The sequence below is a fragment of the Pantoea sp. SO10 genome (assembly GCF_005281435.1).
GTDB lineage: Bacteria > Pseudomonadota > Gammaproteobacteria > Enterobacterales > Enterobacteriaceae > Pantoea > Pantoea leporis.
In genome coordinates, this window is record NZ_CP040095.1 from 1,982,229 (window position 1) to 1,999,455 (window position 17,227).

Here is a 17,227-nt window from a genome sequence, read left to right on the forward strand (position 1 = left end):
GTAATGCATGTCAGTTAAACCAGTGACGAGTACGCAGGCCGGTGCCACTTTTGGTCCTGCGGTCCTCGCGCCGCTATCGCGGTACCTTCACTTCGCTCGTCTGCCTGACGGACCGGCGTAGACGGGACATCCTTGTCCCGACTCCGCCTTTCGCCCGCGTCCTGCGGGCTCTCCTGGCTTCCTCGCTTCGTTCAGCGCTGCGGATTGCCGGCCCAAAAGCGGCCCCGGCCTGCTTAAACTTCAGTGCGTGTAGTTGAAAAGGGCATCTTTGCCAGAGGCGCTAGCGGCGCGAGGACGGCCCGTGACGCAGCAGATGTGTCAGAGCCCGCTACCTATTCAAAGCAAAATGTCCTTATCAGTAAGGATTACGCCATAAATGGCGACCCTACACCAAAACCCCGTTATCCTGCCGGCTCGCATCCACCAGCATCTGCGTATAGGCTACTTGCGCGCGATTGTGCACCAGCGCATCGACATCCAGCGTCTCCAGTACTTTGCCGTGTTGCATCACCGCCACGCGATGGCACAGATGCGCCACCACGCCGAGATCGTGCGTCACCATCAAGTAGGTCAGCTTCTCCTGCTGCTGCAGATCGCTAAGCAAATTGAGGATCTCGGCTTGCACCGAGACATCCAGCGCCGAGGTCGGTTCATCCAGTAGCAATACGCGCGGTTCGAGGATCAGCGCGCGGGCGATGGCAACGCGCTGGCGCTGACCGCCAGAAAGTTGGTGCGGATAGCGGGTTTGCCACGCGCGATTGAGGCCAACTTTCTCCAGCATGGCGATAACGCGCTGCTGACGCTGGCCGATGCCGTGAATCTGCAGCGGCTCCTCGAGAATATCGCCGATGGTGTGGCGTGGATGCAGCGATCCGTACGGATCCTGAAACACCATCTGCACGCTGCGGCAGCGCTCGCGCGCGATACGATGTGCCAGCGGCACGCCTTCAATCGCTAGCTCGCCGTGCCAGTGGGTGAACAGCCCGGCGAGGCACTTCAGCACCGTGGTTTTGCCCGATCCGGATTCGCCAACCAGGCCAAAGATTTCACCCTGATGAATCGACAAATTGACGTCGAACAGCACCTGATTACGTCGCTCCTCCTCACCAAAACTGAGGTTGAGATTACTCACGCGGATTATCTCGTTCATCATTGCTCCTTAGGGTTGCAGCCAGCTGGCCTGACGTTGCAGCACCGGCAGACGCGCTCGACGCTGATCCATATCGGGCAGTGCAGCGAGGAGGCCTTGCGTATAGGGATGCTGCGCCTGATCGAGTTCGCTGGCCGCCAGCGACTCCACCACGCGCCCGGCATACATCACCAGCACGCGGTCACAGAAACGCCGCACCAGATTGATGTCGTGACTGATAAAAATCAGCCCCAGACCGCGCTGTTTCACTAAATCATCCAGCAGCGCCAGCACCTGCAAACGCACCGAAACATCCAGCGCCGAAGTGGGTTCGTCGGCAATCAGCAGCTCGGGATCGGTAATCAGCATCATGGCGATCATCACGCGCTGGCCCTGACCACCGGAAATTTCGTGCGGATAACATTGATAAATGCGGCCCGGATCGCGCACCTGCACTACTTCGAGCATCTCCATTGCCCGCTGCCGCGCAACCTCGCGCTGGCCGGGATGATGACTGCGCCAGGCTTCAGCAATCTGCTCACCCACGCGCACCACTGGATTCAGCGAGTATTTCGGATCCTGCATAATCATGGAGATGCGCTTGCCGCGAATGGCGCGCATCTGTGCCGGCGTGGCACGCAGCAGGTCCACGTCACCAAATTGCATGCGCTGTGCCGTGACCTGCGCGCTGCGCGGATGCAGCTGTAACAGCGCGCGGCCAACGGTGGATTTGCCGGAACCGGATTCACCCACAATCGCCAGTTTCTCCTTGCCCAACTGGAAGGAGATGCCGCGCACGGCGGGCGTCACCAGCCGGCCATTGACGAAATTGACCTGTAAATCCTGCACGTCGAGCAACGGTGCAGCGCTATTCGCTGCGGGGATCGAGGATGTCACGTAAGCCATCTCCTAAGAAGTTGAACGCTAAGCTGTTGATCAGAATCGCCAGACCTGGCACCGTCACCACCCACCAACACTCCAGCATGTATGTGCGGCCGCTGGCGATCATCGCGCCCCATTCCGGATCCGGCGGCTGCGCGCCCAAACCGAGAAAACCGAGTCCGGCAGCGGTGAGAATGATGCCCGCCATATTCATGGTGATGCGGATAATCACCGAAGGCAGGCACAGCGGCACAATGTGTTTCCACAAAATGCGCAGTGACGAGGCGCCCTGTAAGCGCACCGCGGAGACAAAGTCGGCCTGACGCAGCGACAGTGCTTCAGCGCGCGCCAGGCGGGCAATCGGCGGCCAGGCGGTGAGAGTAATGGCGATCACCACATGCTCCAGCCCCGGACCGAGCGCGGCGACAAACGCCAGCGCCAGCACCAGGCTAGGAAAGGAGATGAAGATGTCGGTGACGCGCATCAACACGCTATCCACTTTGCCGCCGAAGTAACCGGCGGTGACGCCGAGCAGCAAGCCCAGCGGACCCACGGTGATCGACACCAGCAGCACGATATACAGCGTGATGCGCGCGCCCCACACCAGACGGCTGAAAATGTCGCGGCCAAATTCATCGGTGCCAAACCAGTGCTGCGCGTTGGGCGGCGTCAGCGCGTTGTTGAGATCCTGAATCAGCGGATGGTAGGGCGCGATCCAGGGTGCGAACACCGCCACCACCAGCAGCAGCAAAATGATGCCGCCGCCAATCGCGGTTAACGGGTTGCGCGCCATTTGCCCGAGAAAATGGCCGATGCGCGCGCCGGTGCGGCGACAGCGCGCCAGCCGTTCGCGCGTCTGGCTGGCTAATGGCGTATCGAGAGAAATCGTCATACTTTGGTCCTCGGATCGAACACCTGATAGAGCAGGTCAGAGAGAAGATTGAGCAGCACGAATATCAGGCCAACCACCAGCACGCAGCCCATCACCGCATTCATATCGCCGAGCATCAAACTGCCGGTGAGATAGGACCCAAAACCGGGCCATGAGAACACGGTTTCAATCAGCACCGCGCCTTCCAGCAGCGAGCCGTACGCCAGCGCCACCACCGTGAGCAGCTGCACCAGAATATTGCGGAACGCGTGCTGCCAAATCACCTGCCATTCGCTGAGTCCTTTCACCCGCGCCGTCAAAATGAACTCCTGTGACAGTTGCGCCAGCATAAAGCTGCGCGTCATGCGGCTGATGTAAGCCAGCGAGTGAAAGCCGAGCAGGGATGCAGGCAGAATCAGATGATTGAGTGCATTGCTGAACACCGTGAAGTCGCCCACCAGCAAGGCATCGATCAGCAGAAAACCGGTGCGACGCGGCACAATGCCATCGAGACTGAAATCAACACGGCCCGCGCCGCCGACCCAGCCGAGATGGGCATAAAACAGCAGCAGACCGACCATGCCCACCCAGAAGATCGGCGTGGAGTAACCCGCCAGGCTGATGATGCGCACCAGATAGTCAATCACGCTGTTGCGGCGTGCGGCGGCCCACACGCCCAGCGGGACGCCGAGGCCGGTACCAATCACAATCGCCAGCGTCGCCAGTTCTACCGTGGCCGGGAAGACGCGCAGGATATCGTTGATCACCGGCTGCCCGGTCAGTAGCGCCAGCCCTAGGTTGCCGTGCAGCAGGCCTTGCAGATAGATACCAAACTGCACCCACAGCGGTTTATCGAAGCCGAGCTGGTGATAAACCTGCTGATACGTATTGTGATCGGCATCCGGCCCGACAATCGCTAGCACCGGATCGAGCGGCATCACGCGACCAATAAAGAAGGTCAGCAACAGCAGGCCAAACAGCGTGATCGCCACCTGAACGGTGCGGCTACGCAGGTGCCGCCAGTGGCTTTTTGTCAGCTTCATTGCGCACCTCCCGCCAGGCTGTCTGGCGTTTTCCATACGTCACGCAGGAAAGTGGTGGCCGATGGATGCGGCACGTAATCCTGCACCCGATTATTCACCACCACCGAATCGGTCATTTGCGAGATCGGCATCAGCGCCGGAATCAGCTGGTCGTAGCGCTGCTGGATAGCGAAGTAATCCTGCTGCTGCTGTTTTACATCGCGCTCCAGCAGCGCTTTATCGATCATGCTGTTCAGCTGCGCGTCATAAAAACCGGTGCGCCAGCCCTGAAAATTGGTGAGGCGCGCGCTGTCGGCGTTATTGGGGTTGTACACCAGCGCGCGCAGGCTGGAGTGCGGATGCGGCTCCACGCCGCTGCCGCCGCGCCCGACCAGCAGATTGAACTGACGATCGCGCATCGCACCGTAAATCTGGTTACCGGTGCCGGTAATGATTTTGGCGCGAATGCCGCCCTGCATCAGCGTGGACTGAATCGCAATCGCGACATTGAGGAACGGCTGATCGGCCAGCACGCGCAGCGTGGTATCAAACCCGTTGGGATAACCGGCGGCGGCCAGCAAGGCTTTGGCGCGCGGCACATCCAGCTTGTAGCCAGGATCGGGCAGCGTTGCCGGCATGCCGGCTTGAATTGGCCGCTGATGCAGCGTGCCGTAACCGGCCATCAGCGTTTTGTTAATCCCCTGATAATCCACCAGATAACGTAGCGCTTCGCGTACCTGCGGATGGGCGAAGTGATCGTCCTTCATGCTCATCGCCAGGTAATAAATCGTGCCTTTTTGTACCGCGTCGATGGTGAGTTCGGGATCGTGGCGCAGCGCTTTTACATCGGGGATCGCCATGTTGCTGGCAATATCGAGATCGCCTTTCTCCATCATCAGACGCAAGGTTTGCGACTCCTGCAGATGACGGAACACCACACGCGTCAGCTTCGGCGCACCGCGCCAGTAGTGGGCATCGCGGCTGATGCGCAGCACATCTTTGGCCTGCCACACATCCAGGCGGAACGGTCCGGAACCCGCTTCGTGGGTGGTGAGCCAGCGATTGCCCCAGTCGTTATTCACCGCCTGCGCCTGCACGGTTTTGCTGTCGAGTACCACCATGCTGCCGAGCGCCGCCAGCGAATAGAGCACCAGCTTGGGATCGTTAGGCTTGGGCAGGCGAATCACTACCGTGTGCGCATCCGGCGCGCTGATCATCTGATCCACGTTCTCTTTGCTGAAACCGTAAGATTTCCATACCGAGGCCTGTGCCAGATTCAGGTGCAGCACGCGACGCATCGACCAGATTACATCGGCGCTGCTCAACGGATTGCCGGAGTGGAAGGTGACTTTGTCACGCAGATGAAAGGTGAGTTGACGATTGTCGGGGCTGATCTCCCAGCGCTCCGCCAGCGCCGGGCGCACGTTGGTGAGCTGTTGCGGATCTAACTCGACTAAACCGTCATAGAGATTGACGACAATGCCGACCACTTCGTTGCCGGTCATGGCGGCGGGATCGAGCGTGAGCAGGTTATTCATGTTCATGCCCACAATCAGCTGGTCGTCTGGCGTGGCCGCCAGCAACGATGGGCTACAGGTGAGCAGCAACAGCGCGGCGCACCACGCTCTGCAGGGGTTCATCAGGTTCATAAGCAAAGTCCAGCAGGTCAGAGGTTTATCGTTTTTATGCCGTACTGCTTTTGTTGGGCGCTTACCAGCGATTTAGCGTGTGCGTCTCAATCCACGCGAAATTGATGTCCTCCCCAAGTCCAGGACGCGTTGGCAGATGGACAAAACCCTCTGCGTCCATGGGATCGACCAGCGCGTTAAGATAGGCCGGCGGCTGTTCGTAATCGAGGAACGGATGCAGCAGACCGCGTTCGTACCAGCGGCAGTTGCGGATAGCGCCGACCACCGCGATGCTGGCGGCACCGTTACCGTGTACTTCGCAATCCATACCAAAGGCTTCGGCCAGGCTGGCGACCTTCATGGTGGCGGAGATGCCGCCGACGCCGTTAGCGCCAGCGCGTAGAATGTCGCAGGCACCAGCGCGCACCCAATCGGCGCGGCTGTGGTGTTTGCCGCCGAGACTTTCCGGGCCGAGCACGTCAATGCTGAGGTTTTCCGCCAGCCACGCGTATGACGCCATGCTTTCCTCTTCCATCGGCTCTTCGAACCAGGCGAAATTGAGTTTTTCCAGCGCTTTGCCAATGGTGAGCGCCTCGCTGCGGCTGTACCAGTGATAGCCGTCGAGCATCAGGGCGATGTCCGGGCCGACCGCTTCGCGCACCGCAGCGCAGGCTTTGATGTCCATTTGGGTGCTGGGCGCGAACGACACCGGCGGCATCCAGGTGTGCAGTTTGATGGCCTGATAACCGCGCGCGACCAGTTTTTCGGCAAACTGCGCGTATTCATCGGGCGTGGATAAACCGCCTTCCAGCTCATCGCCGCACATGGTGCTGCCGTAAGCGGGGATTTTCTCGCGATAACCGCCAAGCAGCTTATGCACCGGCTGCTTGAGTTTGCGGCCAATCAAATCCCACAGCGCCTGTTCCACCGCCGATAACGCGCGTTCGGTGAGCTGATGGGCGCTACCGCGCTGCCAGTGCACCAGATCCTGCCACAGACGCTCGCGGTCAAAGGCATTTTGCCCAATCAGCACTTTGCGGAAGAAGGCGTTCACCACGTGCGGACGAATCACTTCGGCGGGAGCAAACGCGTAGCCGCAATCGCCATCTTCGCTGGCGATGGTTAGCAGCGCCATTTGCGCATCGGTCTCTGCACCGGGATGCGAATGTCCGGCGCTGTCAGAGACGCGTCGCGTGGGGTAGCTAAACAGGGTGACATCAATGGCACTGATCTTCACGGTAACTCCTCCTTCAACTCAGTGGCTTGCCCAAACTGGGCATTAACATAAAAAATAAAACGCCGTTTCATTTTGTAATTTAGCGTTCACATTTTGTTTACGCATTAGCCAAAGCGCGGGATAGCGTGGCGATTAATTGGGCATTTGCCCGGTGTGCTGTGAGGTTTTTCACGAATGACGGGCGTTTTGTGAGCGAATGCACAGCGGGAAAAAGCGCGGGGAATGTAAAAAAATGTGTATCCAGGGCTTTTCATTTCCTGTCTGCCAGGTAATAGTGACGCCGCGAAATTTAAATAATAATCATTATCATTCTAGGTGTATTAAATGAAATCATGGCTGATAGCACTGGGATTACTGGCGGTGGCGGGGCACGCTGCGGCGAAAACCATTACCGATGTGGCTGGACGACAGGTCGAGGTCAAGGAGGAGTCTAAACGCATCATTCTCGGCGAAGGGCGTCAGATGTATTTGCTGGCGGCGTTTGACACCGTTGCGCCGTTCCAGCGCGTGGTGGGCTGGCGTGACGATTTCCATAAAGCCGACTACGACGGCTATATGGCGTATGAAAAGAAATATCCGCAGATCAAAAAGCTGCCGACCTTTGGTGGCGCCAAAGATGGCACCTTTAACGTCGAACAGGCGCTGACGCTGAAGCCCGATTTGGTGCTGATGAACCTCGAATCCAAAGCCGCGACCGACGAAGGCAAGCTGATCGAGAAGTTACAAGCGGTGGGCGTGCCGGTGGTGTTTATCGACTTCCGCGAGAAGCCGATGGAACATGCTGAGCAAAGCATCCGCATCATGGGCGAGCTGGTTAACAATCCACAGCGCGCCGAAGAGATCGTGGCGTTCCGCCGTGCGCAAATCGAAAAGGTGACCGATCGCCTGAAAAACTTTAACGGCACGCGCCCGAAAGTGATGATTGATCGTGCTGGCGGCTACAGCGACGAGTGCTGCATGTCGTTTGGTAACGAGAACTTTGGTCAGATGGTAGAACTGGCGGGCGGCAGCAACATCGCCAAAGGGTTGATTCCAGGCACGTTCGGCACACTCAATCCCGAGCAGATCATCGCCAGCCGTCCCGATGTGGTGGTGGTGACAGGCGCGAACTGGAAAAACTACAACACCGTGGGTAAATGGGTTGGCGTGGGGCCCGGTGCGGATGTGAAAGAAGCGACGGCGCGTTTACGCCTGCTAATGATGCGTGATGCCTTTAAAACACTGCCGGTAGCGCATAACGGTAACGCGCATGCCATCTGGCATCAGTTCTACGACAGCCCGTATCAGTTTGTCGCGATTCAGGCGCTGGCGAAGTGGCTGCATCCTGAACTGTTTGCCGATCTCGATCCGGACGCCACGTTCCGTGAGTTCCACGAAAAGTTTCTGCCTTTGCCGTATCAACCGGGTTATTGGGTAAGCCTGCCGGCAAATAAGTCTTAAGTTAGAGTGTGTTAGATAAGTGTTAAACGTTACTGTTTATCTTTACTAATATTTCACAGGTGGCTGCACGTTGTTTTATAAAAGCGAAGCGCGTGCACCATCTGACAATAATACGGTAAGGGAGAGAGTAATGTTTCATACCTCAGGAAGATCGGTGTTCGGTGTGACGTTGTATACGCTGCTGGAACCGTTGCCGCTGGGCTTTTTTGTCGCCGCCTGGTTTTTCGATATCCTCTATTTGCAAACCTTCGTCATCATGTGGACCAAATCCGCCAGTTGGCTGATCACTATCGGTCTGGTGCTGGCCATCCTGCCACGTTTAATCAGTTTGGTTTATTTATTCCGTGGCGCGCGGCCGACAGAGAAAACCCATTTCTGGCTGTCGCTGCTGGCGATCGTGCTGGCGGTGGTGAACGCCTTTATTCACAGTCGCGATGCTTACGCGGTGGTGCCACTAGGCATCACGCTGTCGACGCTGGTGGTGGCGCTGCTGCTGATCGCTAACGTGCAGCTGGTGTTGCGCGAACGTCGCACGCAAGGAGGTCGCGTATGAAACACTTACTCAGTGCGGTAGCCATCGCGATGCTGCTCAGCGCCTGTGACGACGGGGCGCTGATCGATCCTCAAAAGCAAATCGGTGCGAATCCTGAACTGCCGCAGGCGCAGAACTTCTTTATGCCGCCGATGCAGGTGCCGGAAGGCACGCCGTGGAAAGCCGATGAAATGCCGAAAGTGGCGGATGGGTTAAAGATCGAAAAGATCGCCGACAATCTGCAGCATCCGCGTCAGGTGCTGGTGCTGCCGAACAATGATGTGCTAGTGGCGGAATCCAATGGCACACCGAAACCGACCACCGCACCGAAGCAGCTGATTATGGGCATTGTGCAGAAAGCGTCTGGCAAGGGCGGCGAGGGCGGTAATCGCATTACCTTGCTGCGTAATGTTAACGGCAAATGGGAGCAACATCGCTTTATCGACAACCTGACGGCGCCGTTTGGTATGCAGCTGGTGGGCAACACGCTGTATGTGGCGAACGCCGATAGCCTGGTGAAATTCCCGTATGAAACCGGGCAAACCGAGATCCGCACCCCGCCGGTGGAAGTGACCGAGCTGCCGGGCGGGCCAATTAATCATCACTGGACCAAATCGCTGCTCGCCAGCCCCGACGGCAGCAAGCTGTACGTTGGCGTAGGTTCGAACAGTAACGTGACGGAAAACGGCATTGGCGAGGAGTATCGCCGTGCGGCGGTGCTGGAAGTGGATGCGGCCAGCGGTGCCAGCCGGATTTATGCCAGCGGCCTGCGCAATCCCACCGGATTGCAGTGGGAGCCGCAGAGCGGCAAGCTGTGGGCGATTGTGAATGAACGCGACGAGATCGGTTCTGATTTAGTGCCGGATTACATGACGTCGGTGCAGGACAAAGGCTTTTACGGCTGGCCGTACAGCTATTATGGCCAGCACGTGGATGAGCGTGCGCAGCCGCAGAGGCCGGATCTGGTAGAGAAGGCGATTAAACCGGATTACGCCCTGAGTTCGCACGTTGCACCACTCGGTCTGTTGTTCTACGGCGCGGATAATATGCCGCAGTATCGCGGCGGGGCGTTTATCAGCGAACACGGCAGCTGGAACCGTACGCCGCTCAACGGCTATCAGGTGGTGTGGGTGAAATTCGAGAATGGGAAACCGGTGGGACAACCACAGCCGGTGGTGACTGGTTTCCTCACCGACGATCAGAAGCAGGTGCGCGGCTTGCCGGTTGGTTTAGCCACCGATCGGCAGGGCGGCGTATTAATTGCCGATGATGCGGGAAATACCATTTGGCGTATCAGTTCCGCCAGATAATTAATCGCAGGTAATAAAAAAGGATTTGGCATTAAGCCAAATCCTTTTTTTTATGTCCGCTAAACGGCTGGTAACCGCGCCGCGAACGGGGTGCTCAGCACTCCTCACAACAGCGATAATAAAATGTGCGGCGAGATATTTCAAGTTTTGCCATAATACTGTATGGTTATACAGGTGTTGAGTGACGAGCGAAGCCTCATTGTTTTTCTGATGACTCCAGGGGCGCGGATAGTTAAATCCCGGCAGGTTTCAGGTGGTGCTGGCCTGTGGCTTTTACAATGAGAGCCGCTCAGCACTCCTCACAATTGTGCTTAGGCGGTCGGCGGGTGGAGTCAAAGCCCCGGCAGCTGAAAGGCGCGCTCCTCTCAGAGGAGAAGGAAAGTGATGGAACTTGTTCGAATGCTGCTGGACATCGTCCGCATCATTCTTCAAATCATCGTTGCCCTTTTGCAACTGACCGGTCAGGCACACTGACTGGAACTTGAGACAAGGCGGAGCTCACCCCTCCGCCTTTTTTCGCGAGGATCAAAATCCGCTGCGCTAAAAACGCGACTATCCTCATCTCATTCTGTAATGCGAGGAAGTGCATCATGGCAATCACGTTCGGGCCGATTACCGCGCCGATGACGTTCAGCGACGTTGAACCGGTTTTTCTCACCGATGATACGCTTGTGCAGCGCAAGAACGCGCTGCTGGCGGGCATGCAGCGCGAGGGTTTTGACTGGCTAGTGATCTATGCCGACAAGGAACACGGCGGCAATTTCGAATATCTGAGCGGATTTATCCCGCGTTTCGAAGAGGGATTGCTGCTGCTGAATCACTCCGGAGCTTGCACGCTGGTGCTGGGCAACGAAAACCTGAAAATGGCGCGCTTTTCACGCACAGCGGCCGCGCTGCTGCACACGCCGTACTTCTCGCTTCCCAATCAGCCCATGGACAATGAAGTGCCGCTGGAAAGCCTCTTCAAAGATGCGGGCTTAGCGAACGGCCATAAAGTCGGGCTGGTGGGCTGGAAGATGTTTACGCCCGCCGCCGGCAATGGGCGCGCGATGTTTGATCTGCCGTACTTTATTGTCGATGCCATTCAGCGCACGCTCAGCAATGACGGCATGTTAGAAAATGCCATCCACTTGTTTATTGGCGATAACGGCGCGCGCACCACCTGCAATGCCAATGAAATCGCCCATTACGAATATGGCGCAAACCTCGCGTCAAAGTGCATGCTGGAGGCGCTGAATGCCATCGAGGTGGGCGTGCGTGAAACAGAATTGGGCGCGTTACTGCACGCCGAAGGGCAATGCAACACGGTGGTGACTATCGCCGCCACCGGCAACCGTTTCGACAAAGCGAACCTCTATCCCACCGACAAAAAAGTGCAGCGCGGCGATCCGCTCTCGCTAACCACCGCCTTCAAAGGCGGACTCTCCAGCCGCAGCGGCTTCGTCATTGCCGATCAAAGTGAGCTGCCGCCAGGCCAGCAAGATTATCTGGAGCGCATCGCCAAACCCTATTTCTCAGCCGTGGTGGCCTGGCTGGAAAACATTCGCTGCGGCATGAGCGGTGGTGCGCTGTACCAGCTTATCGAGCAGGTTTTGCCGAAGGCCCGTTTTGGCTGGCACCTCAATCCGGGACATCTGGTGGCGGACGAAGAGTGGATGTCGTCGCCGGTTTATCATCAGTCCACCGAATTGCTCAAGAGCGGCATGATGCTGCAAATTGACATCATCCCGTCGGTGCCGGGCTACAACGGTGCCAGCGCCGAAGAGTGCGTGGTGCTGGCCGATGCGGCGCTGCAAAGCGACATCCGTTCTAATTATCCGGCGCTGTGGCAGCGCATCGAAATCCGCCGCCGTTATCTGCGGGAAACCATCGGCATTCAGCTCAGCGATGATATCTTGCCTTTATCGAATAGCGTGGCGTATCTAAGGCCGTTCTTTTTAGCAAAGGATCAGGCGTTTAGCGTGGTGAGTTGATGTCGTGAGGTCGCCCTGAATGGCGTAATGCCGATCAGTCAAGCGCCGTACCGAATCAGCGCACCTTCCGTAGCGGCGCGATTTATCGCGCAATGAATTGCGCCGCTTCAATGTGTGCTCTCGGTAATTAGCCTTACAAGATAAGCCGTTAACGCAAATTAGTTAGGGGGATTATGGGTGGCGTACAGCGGCCATGACTCAAACAGATAACCATCGAAATCAATATCATCAACGTCTGAGAACTCCAGCAGCCGCTGTTTCACATTTTCAAGGTGTTGCCACATCGCCAGCTTGGCGGCGCGCGCGTCTTTTTTGATCAGCGTCGCGAGGATTTTTTTGTGATCGTCGAGCCACTGTTTGCGGTAATCGTTATTGACCAGATGGCGATGCAGTTGGCTCCACATCACGTTATCTTCACGCCACTGCCAGGATTGCTTAAACAGCTCAACCAGCATGCTGTTGTGGGTGGCTTCGGCAATCGCCAGATGGAAATTGCGATCGCCGTTTTCACTTTGGTTGACCGCTCCCGACGCCAGCTCTTTCTCTTCCAGCTCCAGCGCCTGGCGCATCTTCATGATGTCTTCACGCGTCGCCTGCAGCGCGGCGAACTCGGCAATATTGCTCTCCAGCAGCTGGCGCGCCTGCAACATCTCGAACGGTCCGGCATCGTTGCTGGCTTTGTGTAGCGAAACAGGTTGCTGCGGCGAATCGTGAATCACATAGATGCCCGCACCACGCCGCACCTCAATTAATCCTTCCAGCTCCAGCATAATCAGCGCTTCACGCACCAGCGTACGCGTCACATTCAATAGCGCGGCGAGTTCGCGCTCCGGCGGCAGCCGTTCGCCCACCGCATACTGCTTCTGCGTGATCATCTGGCGGAGCATTTCCCCGACTTCCTGATAAGGGCGCTGTGCTGAAGTTTGAGTTTTCATCGTGCTCTTTTCTGTGTGTTAAAGGATTCACAATCTCTGATACAGCCTCACTCAGAGACGCGCACTATAGCATAGCGAATAAGAATCGGCCTGGTCACGGCGCGCAGTGACCAGGCCACCATCACTGGGCTTTCAGCGCGAAATAGCGTTCGGCATTGTTAAAGCAGATGTCGCGCAGCATGTTGCCGAGCATCGGCTCATCGTGCGGCACAATGCCGTCTTTTACCCACTGCGCCAGCAGATTGCACAGAATACGGCGGAAGTATTCGTGGCGCGTGTAGGAGAGGAAGCTGCGTGAATCGGTCAGCATACCGACAAACTGGCTGAGCAAGCCGATTTGCGACAGTTGCTCCAGCTGACGCAGCATGCCGTCGCGCTGATCGTTAAACCACCAGCCTGAACCGAACTGCACCTTGCCGGCAATACCCGCGCCCTGGAAGTTGCCCGCCATAGTAGCCAGCACTTCGTTATCGCGCGGATTGAGGCAATAGAGAATGGTTTTCGGCAGCTGATCGTTGAGGTCCATCGCATCCAGCAGGCGCGCCAGCGGCCAGGCAATATTGTTATCGCCAATCGAATCAAACCCGCTGTCTGGCCCGAGCTGGCGGAACATGCGCGTGCTGTTGTTACGGATCGCGCCGATGTGCAGCTGCATTACCCAGCCGCGTCGCGCATATTCGCTGCCAAGCCACACCAACACTGCGCTGCTGAACTGGGCGATTTCCAATTCATCCAGCGCATCGCCACGGCGACGTTTCGCCAAAATCGTATCGAGCACGCGGTCGTCCGGCATCGGCGCAAAGCGCAGGGTTTCGATACCGTGATCTGAGGCGCGACAACCGTGGGCGGAGAAGTGGTCAAGGCGACGTAACAGCGCGCGGCGTAGCGCATCGAAGCTGTCGATGGCGACATCGGCGGCGGCTTCCAGGCGAGCAAGATAGTCGACAAAACCCTCCAGCTCGATTTTAAAGACCTTGTCCGGACGCCAGCTCGGCGCAACGTCAATATCAAAACTGCGGTCATCGGCGATTTGGCGGTGATAGTGCAGTGAATCAACCGGATCGTCGGTGGTGCCGACCATGCGCACCTTCATCTGGCGCATGATGCCGCGCGCGGAAAATTCCGGCGTCGCCAGCTGTTCCGCACAGCGCTGCCAGATCGCAGGCGCGGTGTCCGGGCCAAACAGCGTATCGGTGATGCCAAACGGGCGCCGCAGTTCAAGGTGCGTCCAGTGATAGAGCGGGTTACCGAGGGTTTTTGGCACCGTTTGCGCCCAGGCGAGATACTTGTCGTAGTCGCTGGTGTTCTTGCCGGTAATCAACGACTCATCGACGCCCGCGGCGCGCAGCGCGCGCCATTTGTAGTGATCGCCTTCCAGCCAGATTTGGCCGAGGTTGGCGAAGCGACGATCTTCAGCAATCTCCTGCGGATTGAGGTGACAGTGATAATCGTAGATTGGCATATCCGCAGCGAAGTCGTGGTATAAGCGCCGTGCGACGTCGCTCTGCAGCAGAAAATCTTCATCCATAAAGCGCATTAGTGGGCGTCCTGAGCAAAATAGGCGCGGTGGATCGCCAGTTCGACGCCGCGAATTTCCGCCAATCCTTTCAGGCGACCAATCGCCGAGTAGCCGGGATTGGTTTTCTTCTTCAGGTCATCCAGCATCTGGTGGCCGTGGTCGGGACGCATCGGAATCAAATCCGGCTGTCCTGCGGCTTTGCGGCGCTGCTCCTCTTCGGCAATCGCCTTGATCACCGCAAACATATCGACATCGCCACCCAAATGCGCGGCTTCGTGGAAGCTGTTGGGGTTCTCTTCCCGCTTGGTGGAGCGCAAATGCGCGAAGTAGATGCGTGGGCCGAAGCGCTTGACCATGCCGGCTAAATCATTCTCTGCCAGCACGCCGTACGAGCCGGTACACATGGTGAAACCGTTGGCGGGGCTGCTGACGGTATCGATCATCCATTGCAGATCGTCGGCGTTGGAAACGATGCGCGGTAAGCCGAGAATTGGGCGTGGCGGATCGTCCGGATGTACCGCCATGTGTACGCCCACTTCTTCCGCAACCGCGACAATGGCGCGCAGGAAGGTGGCAAAATTCTCACGCAGCTCGGCCTTACCGATACCTTCATAACGCGCCAGCTGGGCACGAAATTGATCCAGCGTGTAGCCTTCCTCCGCACCCGGCAAACCGGCGATGATGTTGCGCATCAGGCGGTTACGGTGCTCTTCACTCATCGTTGCAAAGCGTTCAGCAGCCTCGGCGATCTCTTGCGCACTGTAATCCTGCTCCGCGCCGGGACGCTGCAGAATGTGCAGTTCAAACACCGCGAACTCAATTTGATCAAAACGCAGGGCTTTCGCGCCATCCGGCAGCAGATATTCGAGATCGGTGCGCGTCCAGTCAAGGATCGGCATGAAGTTGTAGCACACGGTTTTGATGCCGCACTGCGCCAGGTTGCGTAGCGACTGCTGATAATTGCTGATCCAGTGCTGACAGCGGCCGCTGCCGGTTTTGATCTCTTCATGAATCGGCACGCTCTCCACCACCGACCACACCAAACCGGCGGCTTCCACCAGCGCCTTGCGCTGCATGATTTCGTCGACTGACCACACTTCGCCGTTAGGGATGTGGTGCAGTGCGGTGACGATGCCGGTTGCGCCCGCCTGGCGCGCATCGGCCAGAGAGACAGGATCGTTGGGGCCGTACCAGCGCCAGGTCTGCTTCATGTTGTTACCTCACTCACTATTGGTTGACCAATATTCTTTATTAGCGCGCTACATCAGACAATAACTACGCGATTCCGGATTAAAACTCTGCTCTTTACGGGGTTAAGTCAACCTGGTAAGTGATTTTGGTTAACCAGATCACATTTGCGACATCAATCTGGCGACCACTTTTCGCAACTGTGGTTCACTCCTGGCGGATGGTTAGAAATGACTCACTAACGGAGAATCAGATGAACCGCAGTTTAAACCCAGGGATAACCGCCGCAGGCACCAAACGCACCTTGCGCAATCTGCGCTGGTGGGTATTGGTGCTGTTCTTAGCAGGCGTTACGGTCAACTACATCACCCGTAACTCGTTGGGCTTGCTGGCACCGGAGCTCAAAACCAGTCTTAACATCACCACCGAACAATATTCCTGGATCGTCGGCGCATTCCAGCTGGCGTATACCTTCTTTCAACCCATTTGCGGCTGGCTGATCGACGTTATTGGCCTGAAAGTCGGCTTCCTGATCTGCGCCACCATTTGGGCCGTCGCCTGTTTGTTCCACGCTGGCGCGGCCAGTTGGGTGCATCTGGCTATCCTGCGTTTTGTCATGGGCGGCGCTGAAGCAGCAGCCACGCCCGCTAACGCCAAAGTGATTGGCGAATGGTTCCCGAAAAAAGAGCGTCCTATCGCCGCCGGATGGGCGGGGGTGGGCTTTTCGCTTGGCGCGATGCTGGCACCGCCGATTATCTACTTTGCGCACGCTTCCTTTGGCTGGCAGGGCGCGTTCCTGTTCACCGGCTGCCTGGCGTTGGGTTGGGTGGTGCTGTGGTGGTTGTTCTATCGCGATCCGGAGCAGCATCCCAATCTGCAGGCCTCGGAACTGGAATTTATTCGTCAGGATAACGAACCGCCAGCAGTGAAACTGCCGTTCTTTACCGCGCTGAAAACCGTGTCGAAAAACAAACGTTTTTACGGCATCGCCATTCCCGCCTTTATGGCTGAACCTGCCTGGGGCGTGCTGAGCTTCTGGGTGCCGCTCTATCTGGCGAAAGAGCTGGGTATGGATCTCAAGCAGATTGCTATGTTCGCCTGGCTGCCGTTCCTCGCCGCCGATTTAGGCAGCGCGGCCAGCGGCTATCTGACGCGGCTCTACACCAAAATCTTTGGTTTTACCCAGGTTAATTCCGTGGTGGCGAGTTCGGTGACCGGCGCTTTCCTGATGCTGTCGCTGGCGCTGGTGGCGGTCACTAAAGATCCTTATGTAGCGATTGCGCTGATCTCGATTGGTGGTTTCGGCCATCAGATCATCTCCTGCATGCTGAGCGCGCTGGTGGTGGAGAAGTTTGATAAAGGCCAGATGGCCACCGTCAACGGCATGCGCGGCTCGTTCGCCTGGATCTCCAGCTTCCTGTTCTCACTGCTGATCGGCGTTACCGCCGACACCATTGGCTTTAATCCGCTGTTTGTCGCCATGGGCTTCTTCGACCTGATTGGCGCCGTATTCCTGATTGCTTTTATTGCTGAACGTCGCGCCCAGCGCGCATGAAAAAGT

14 protein-coding genes are annotated in these 17,227 nt (G+C 57.4%); 5 read left to right on the forward strand and 9 right to left on the reverse strand.

Annotated features, from left to right (window positions below; all coding sequences use genetic code 11):
- Positions 1–385 precede the first annotated feature (385 nt).
- From FCN45_RS09275 to FCN45_RS09300, 6 genes are all read right to left on the reverse strand, one after another.
- Positions 386–1,141 carry an ABC transporter ATP-binding protein gene (locus tag FCN45_RS09275; protein ID WP_168197477.1) on the reverse strand — a complete coding sequence of 252 codons (756 nt, stop codon included), beginning with the start codon at positions 1,139–1,141 and terminating at the stop codon, positions 386–388.
- A gap of 18 nt (positions 1,142–1,159) precedes the next feature.
- Entirely contained in the window at positions 1,160–2,026 is an 867-nt protein-coding gene (locus FCN45_RS09280; protein ID WP_008110055.1) for an ABC transporter ATP-binding protein, read from the reverse strand.
- On the reverse strand, positions 1,998–2,903 hold the full coding sequence (locus FCN45_RS09285; RefSeq protein ID WP_137385738.1) for an ABC transporter permease: 906 nt from the start codon (positions 2,901–2,903) through the stop codon (positions 1,998–2,000). Before FCN45_RS09285 ends, FCN45_RS09280 begins: the two co-directional genes overlap by 29 nt.
- Entirely contained in the window at positions 2,900–3,925 is a 1,026-nt protein-coding gene (locus FCN45_RS09290; protein ID WP_137385739.1) for an ABC transporter permease, read from the reverse strand. Before FCN45_RS09290 ends, FCN45_RS09285 begins: the two co-directional genes overlap by 4 nt.
- Complete coding sequence (locus tag FCN45_RS09295; RefSeq protein ID WP_137385740.1) at positions 3,922–5,553, reverse strand: ABC transporter substrate-binding protein; 1,632 nt, start codon at positions 5,551–5,553, stop codon at positions 3,922–3,924. Before FCN45_RS09295 ends, FCN45_RS09290 begins: the two co-directional genes overlap by 4 nt.
- Positions 5,554–5,614: 61 nt before the next feature.
- A complete protein-coding gene (locus tag FCN45_RS09300) occupies positions 5,615–6,769 on the reverse strand; it encodes a mandelate racemase family protein (protein ID WP_137385741.1) in 1,155 nt (384 codons plus the stop codon).
- A gap of 324 nt (positions 6,770–7,093) precedes the next feature.
- Between FCN45_RS09300 and FCN45_RS09305 the strand changes: the two genes are divergently transcribed.
- The 4 genes from FCN45_RS09305 (at position 7,094) to FCN45_RS09325 (ending at position 12,024) form a co-directional block, all read left to right on the forward strand.
- On the forward strand, positions 7,094–8,209 hold the full coding sequence (locus FCN45_RS09305; RefSeq protein ID WP_137385742.1) for an ABC transporter substrate-binding protein: 1,116 nt from the start codon (positions 7,094–7,096) through the stop codon (positions 8,207–8,209).
- A gap of 130 nt (positions 8,210–8,339) precedes the next feature.
- Positions 8,340–8,762 (forward strand): DUF2231 domain-containing protein, encoded by a 423-nt coding sequence (locus FCN45_RS09310; protein WP_101764462.1) that lies wholly within the window; start codon positions 8,340–8,342, stop codon positions 8,760–8,762.
- Complete coding sequence (locus FCN45_RS09315; RefSeq protein WP_137385743.1) at positions 8,759–10,051, forward strand: sorbosone dehydrogenase family protein; 1,293 nt, start codon at positions 8,759–8,761, stop codon at positions 10,049–10,051. Before FCN45_RS09310 ends, FCN45_RS09315 begins: the two co-directional genes overlap by 4 nt.
- A 590-nt stretch (positions 10,052–10,641) precedes the next feature.
- The gene (locus FCN45_RS09325; protein ID WP_137385744.1) at positions 10,642–12,024 is read left to right on the forward strand and encodes a Xaa-Pro peptidase family protein; all 1,383 of its coding nucleotides are present in this window, start codon (positions 10,642–10,644) and stop codon (positions 12,022–12,024) included.
- Between the two features lie 158 nt (positions 12,025–12,182).
- Here FCN45_RS09325 and uxuR read toward each other — a convergent pair whose 3' ends face one another.
- The 3 genes from uxuR to uxuA all read right to left on the reverse strand — a co-directional run bounded on the left by uxuR (position 12,183) and on the right by uxuA (position 15,689).
- Positions 12,183–12,959, reverse strand: a complete 777-nt coding sequence (uxuR, locus tag FCN45_RS09330) for a Uxu operon transcriptional regulator (RefSeq protein ID WP_137385745.1) — start codon at positions 12,957–12,959, stop codon at positions 12,183–12,185.
- Between the two features lie 121 nt (positions 12,960–13,080).
- Entirely contained in the window at positions 13,081–14,496 is a 1,416-nt protein-coding gene (gene uxaC, locus FCN45_RS09335; RefSeq protein WP_137385746.1) for a glucuronate isomerase, read from the reverse strand.
- Positions 14,496–15,689: a mannonate dehydratase gene (gene uxuA, locus FCN45_RS09340; RefSeq protein ID WP_137385747.1), complete on the reverse strand. Its 1,194-nt coding sequence runs from the start codon at positions 15,687–15,689 to the stop codon at positions 14,496–14,498. The genes uxaC and uxuA overlap by 1 nt, the downstream gene beginning before the upstream one ends.
- 230 nt (positions 15,690–15,919) lie before the next feature.
- On the opposite strand from uxuA, the gene FCN45_RS09345 reads away from it, so the two are divergent.
- Positions 15,920–17,221: an MFS transporter gene (locus FCN45_RS09345; RefSeq protein WP_110866104.1), complete on the forward strand. Its 1,302-nt coding sequence runs from the start codon at positions 15,920–15,922 to the stop codon at positions 17,219–17,221.
- Positions 17,222–17,227 lie beyond the last annotated feature (6 nt).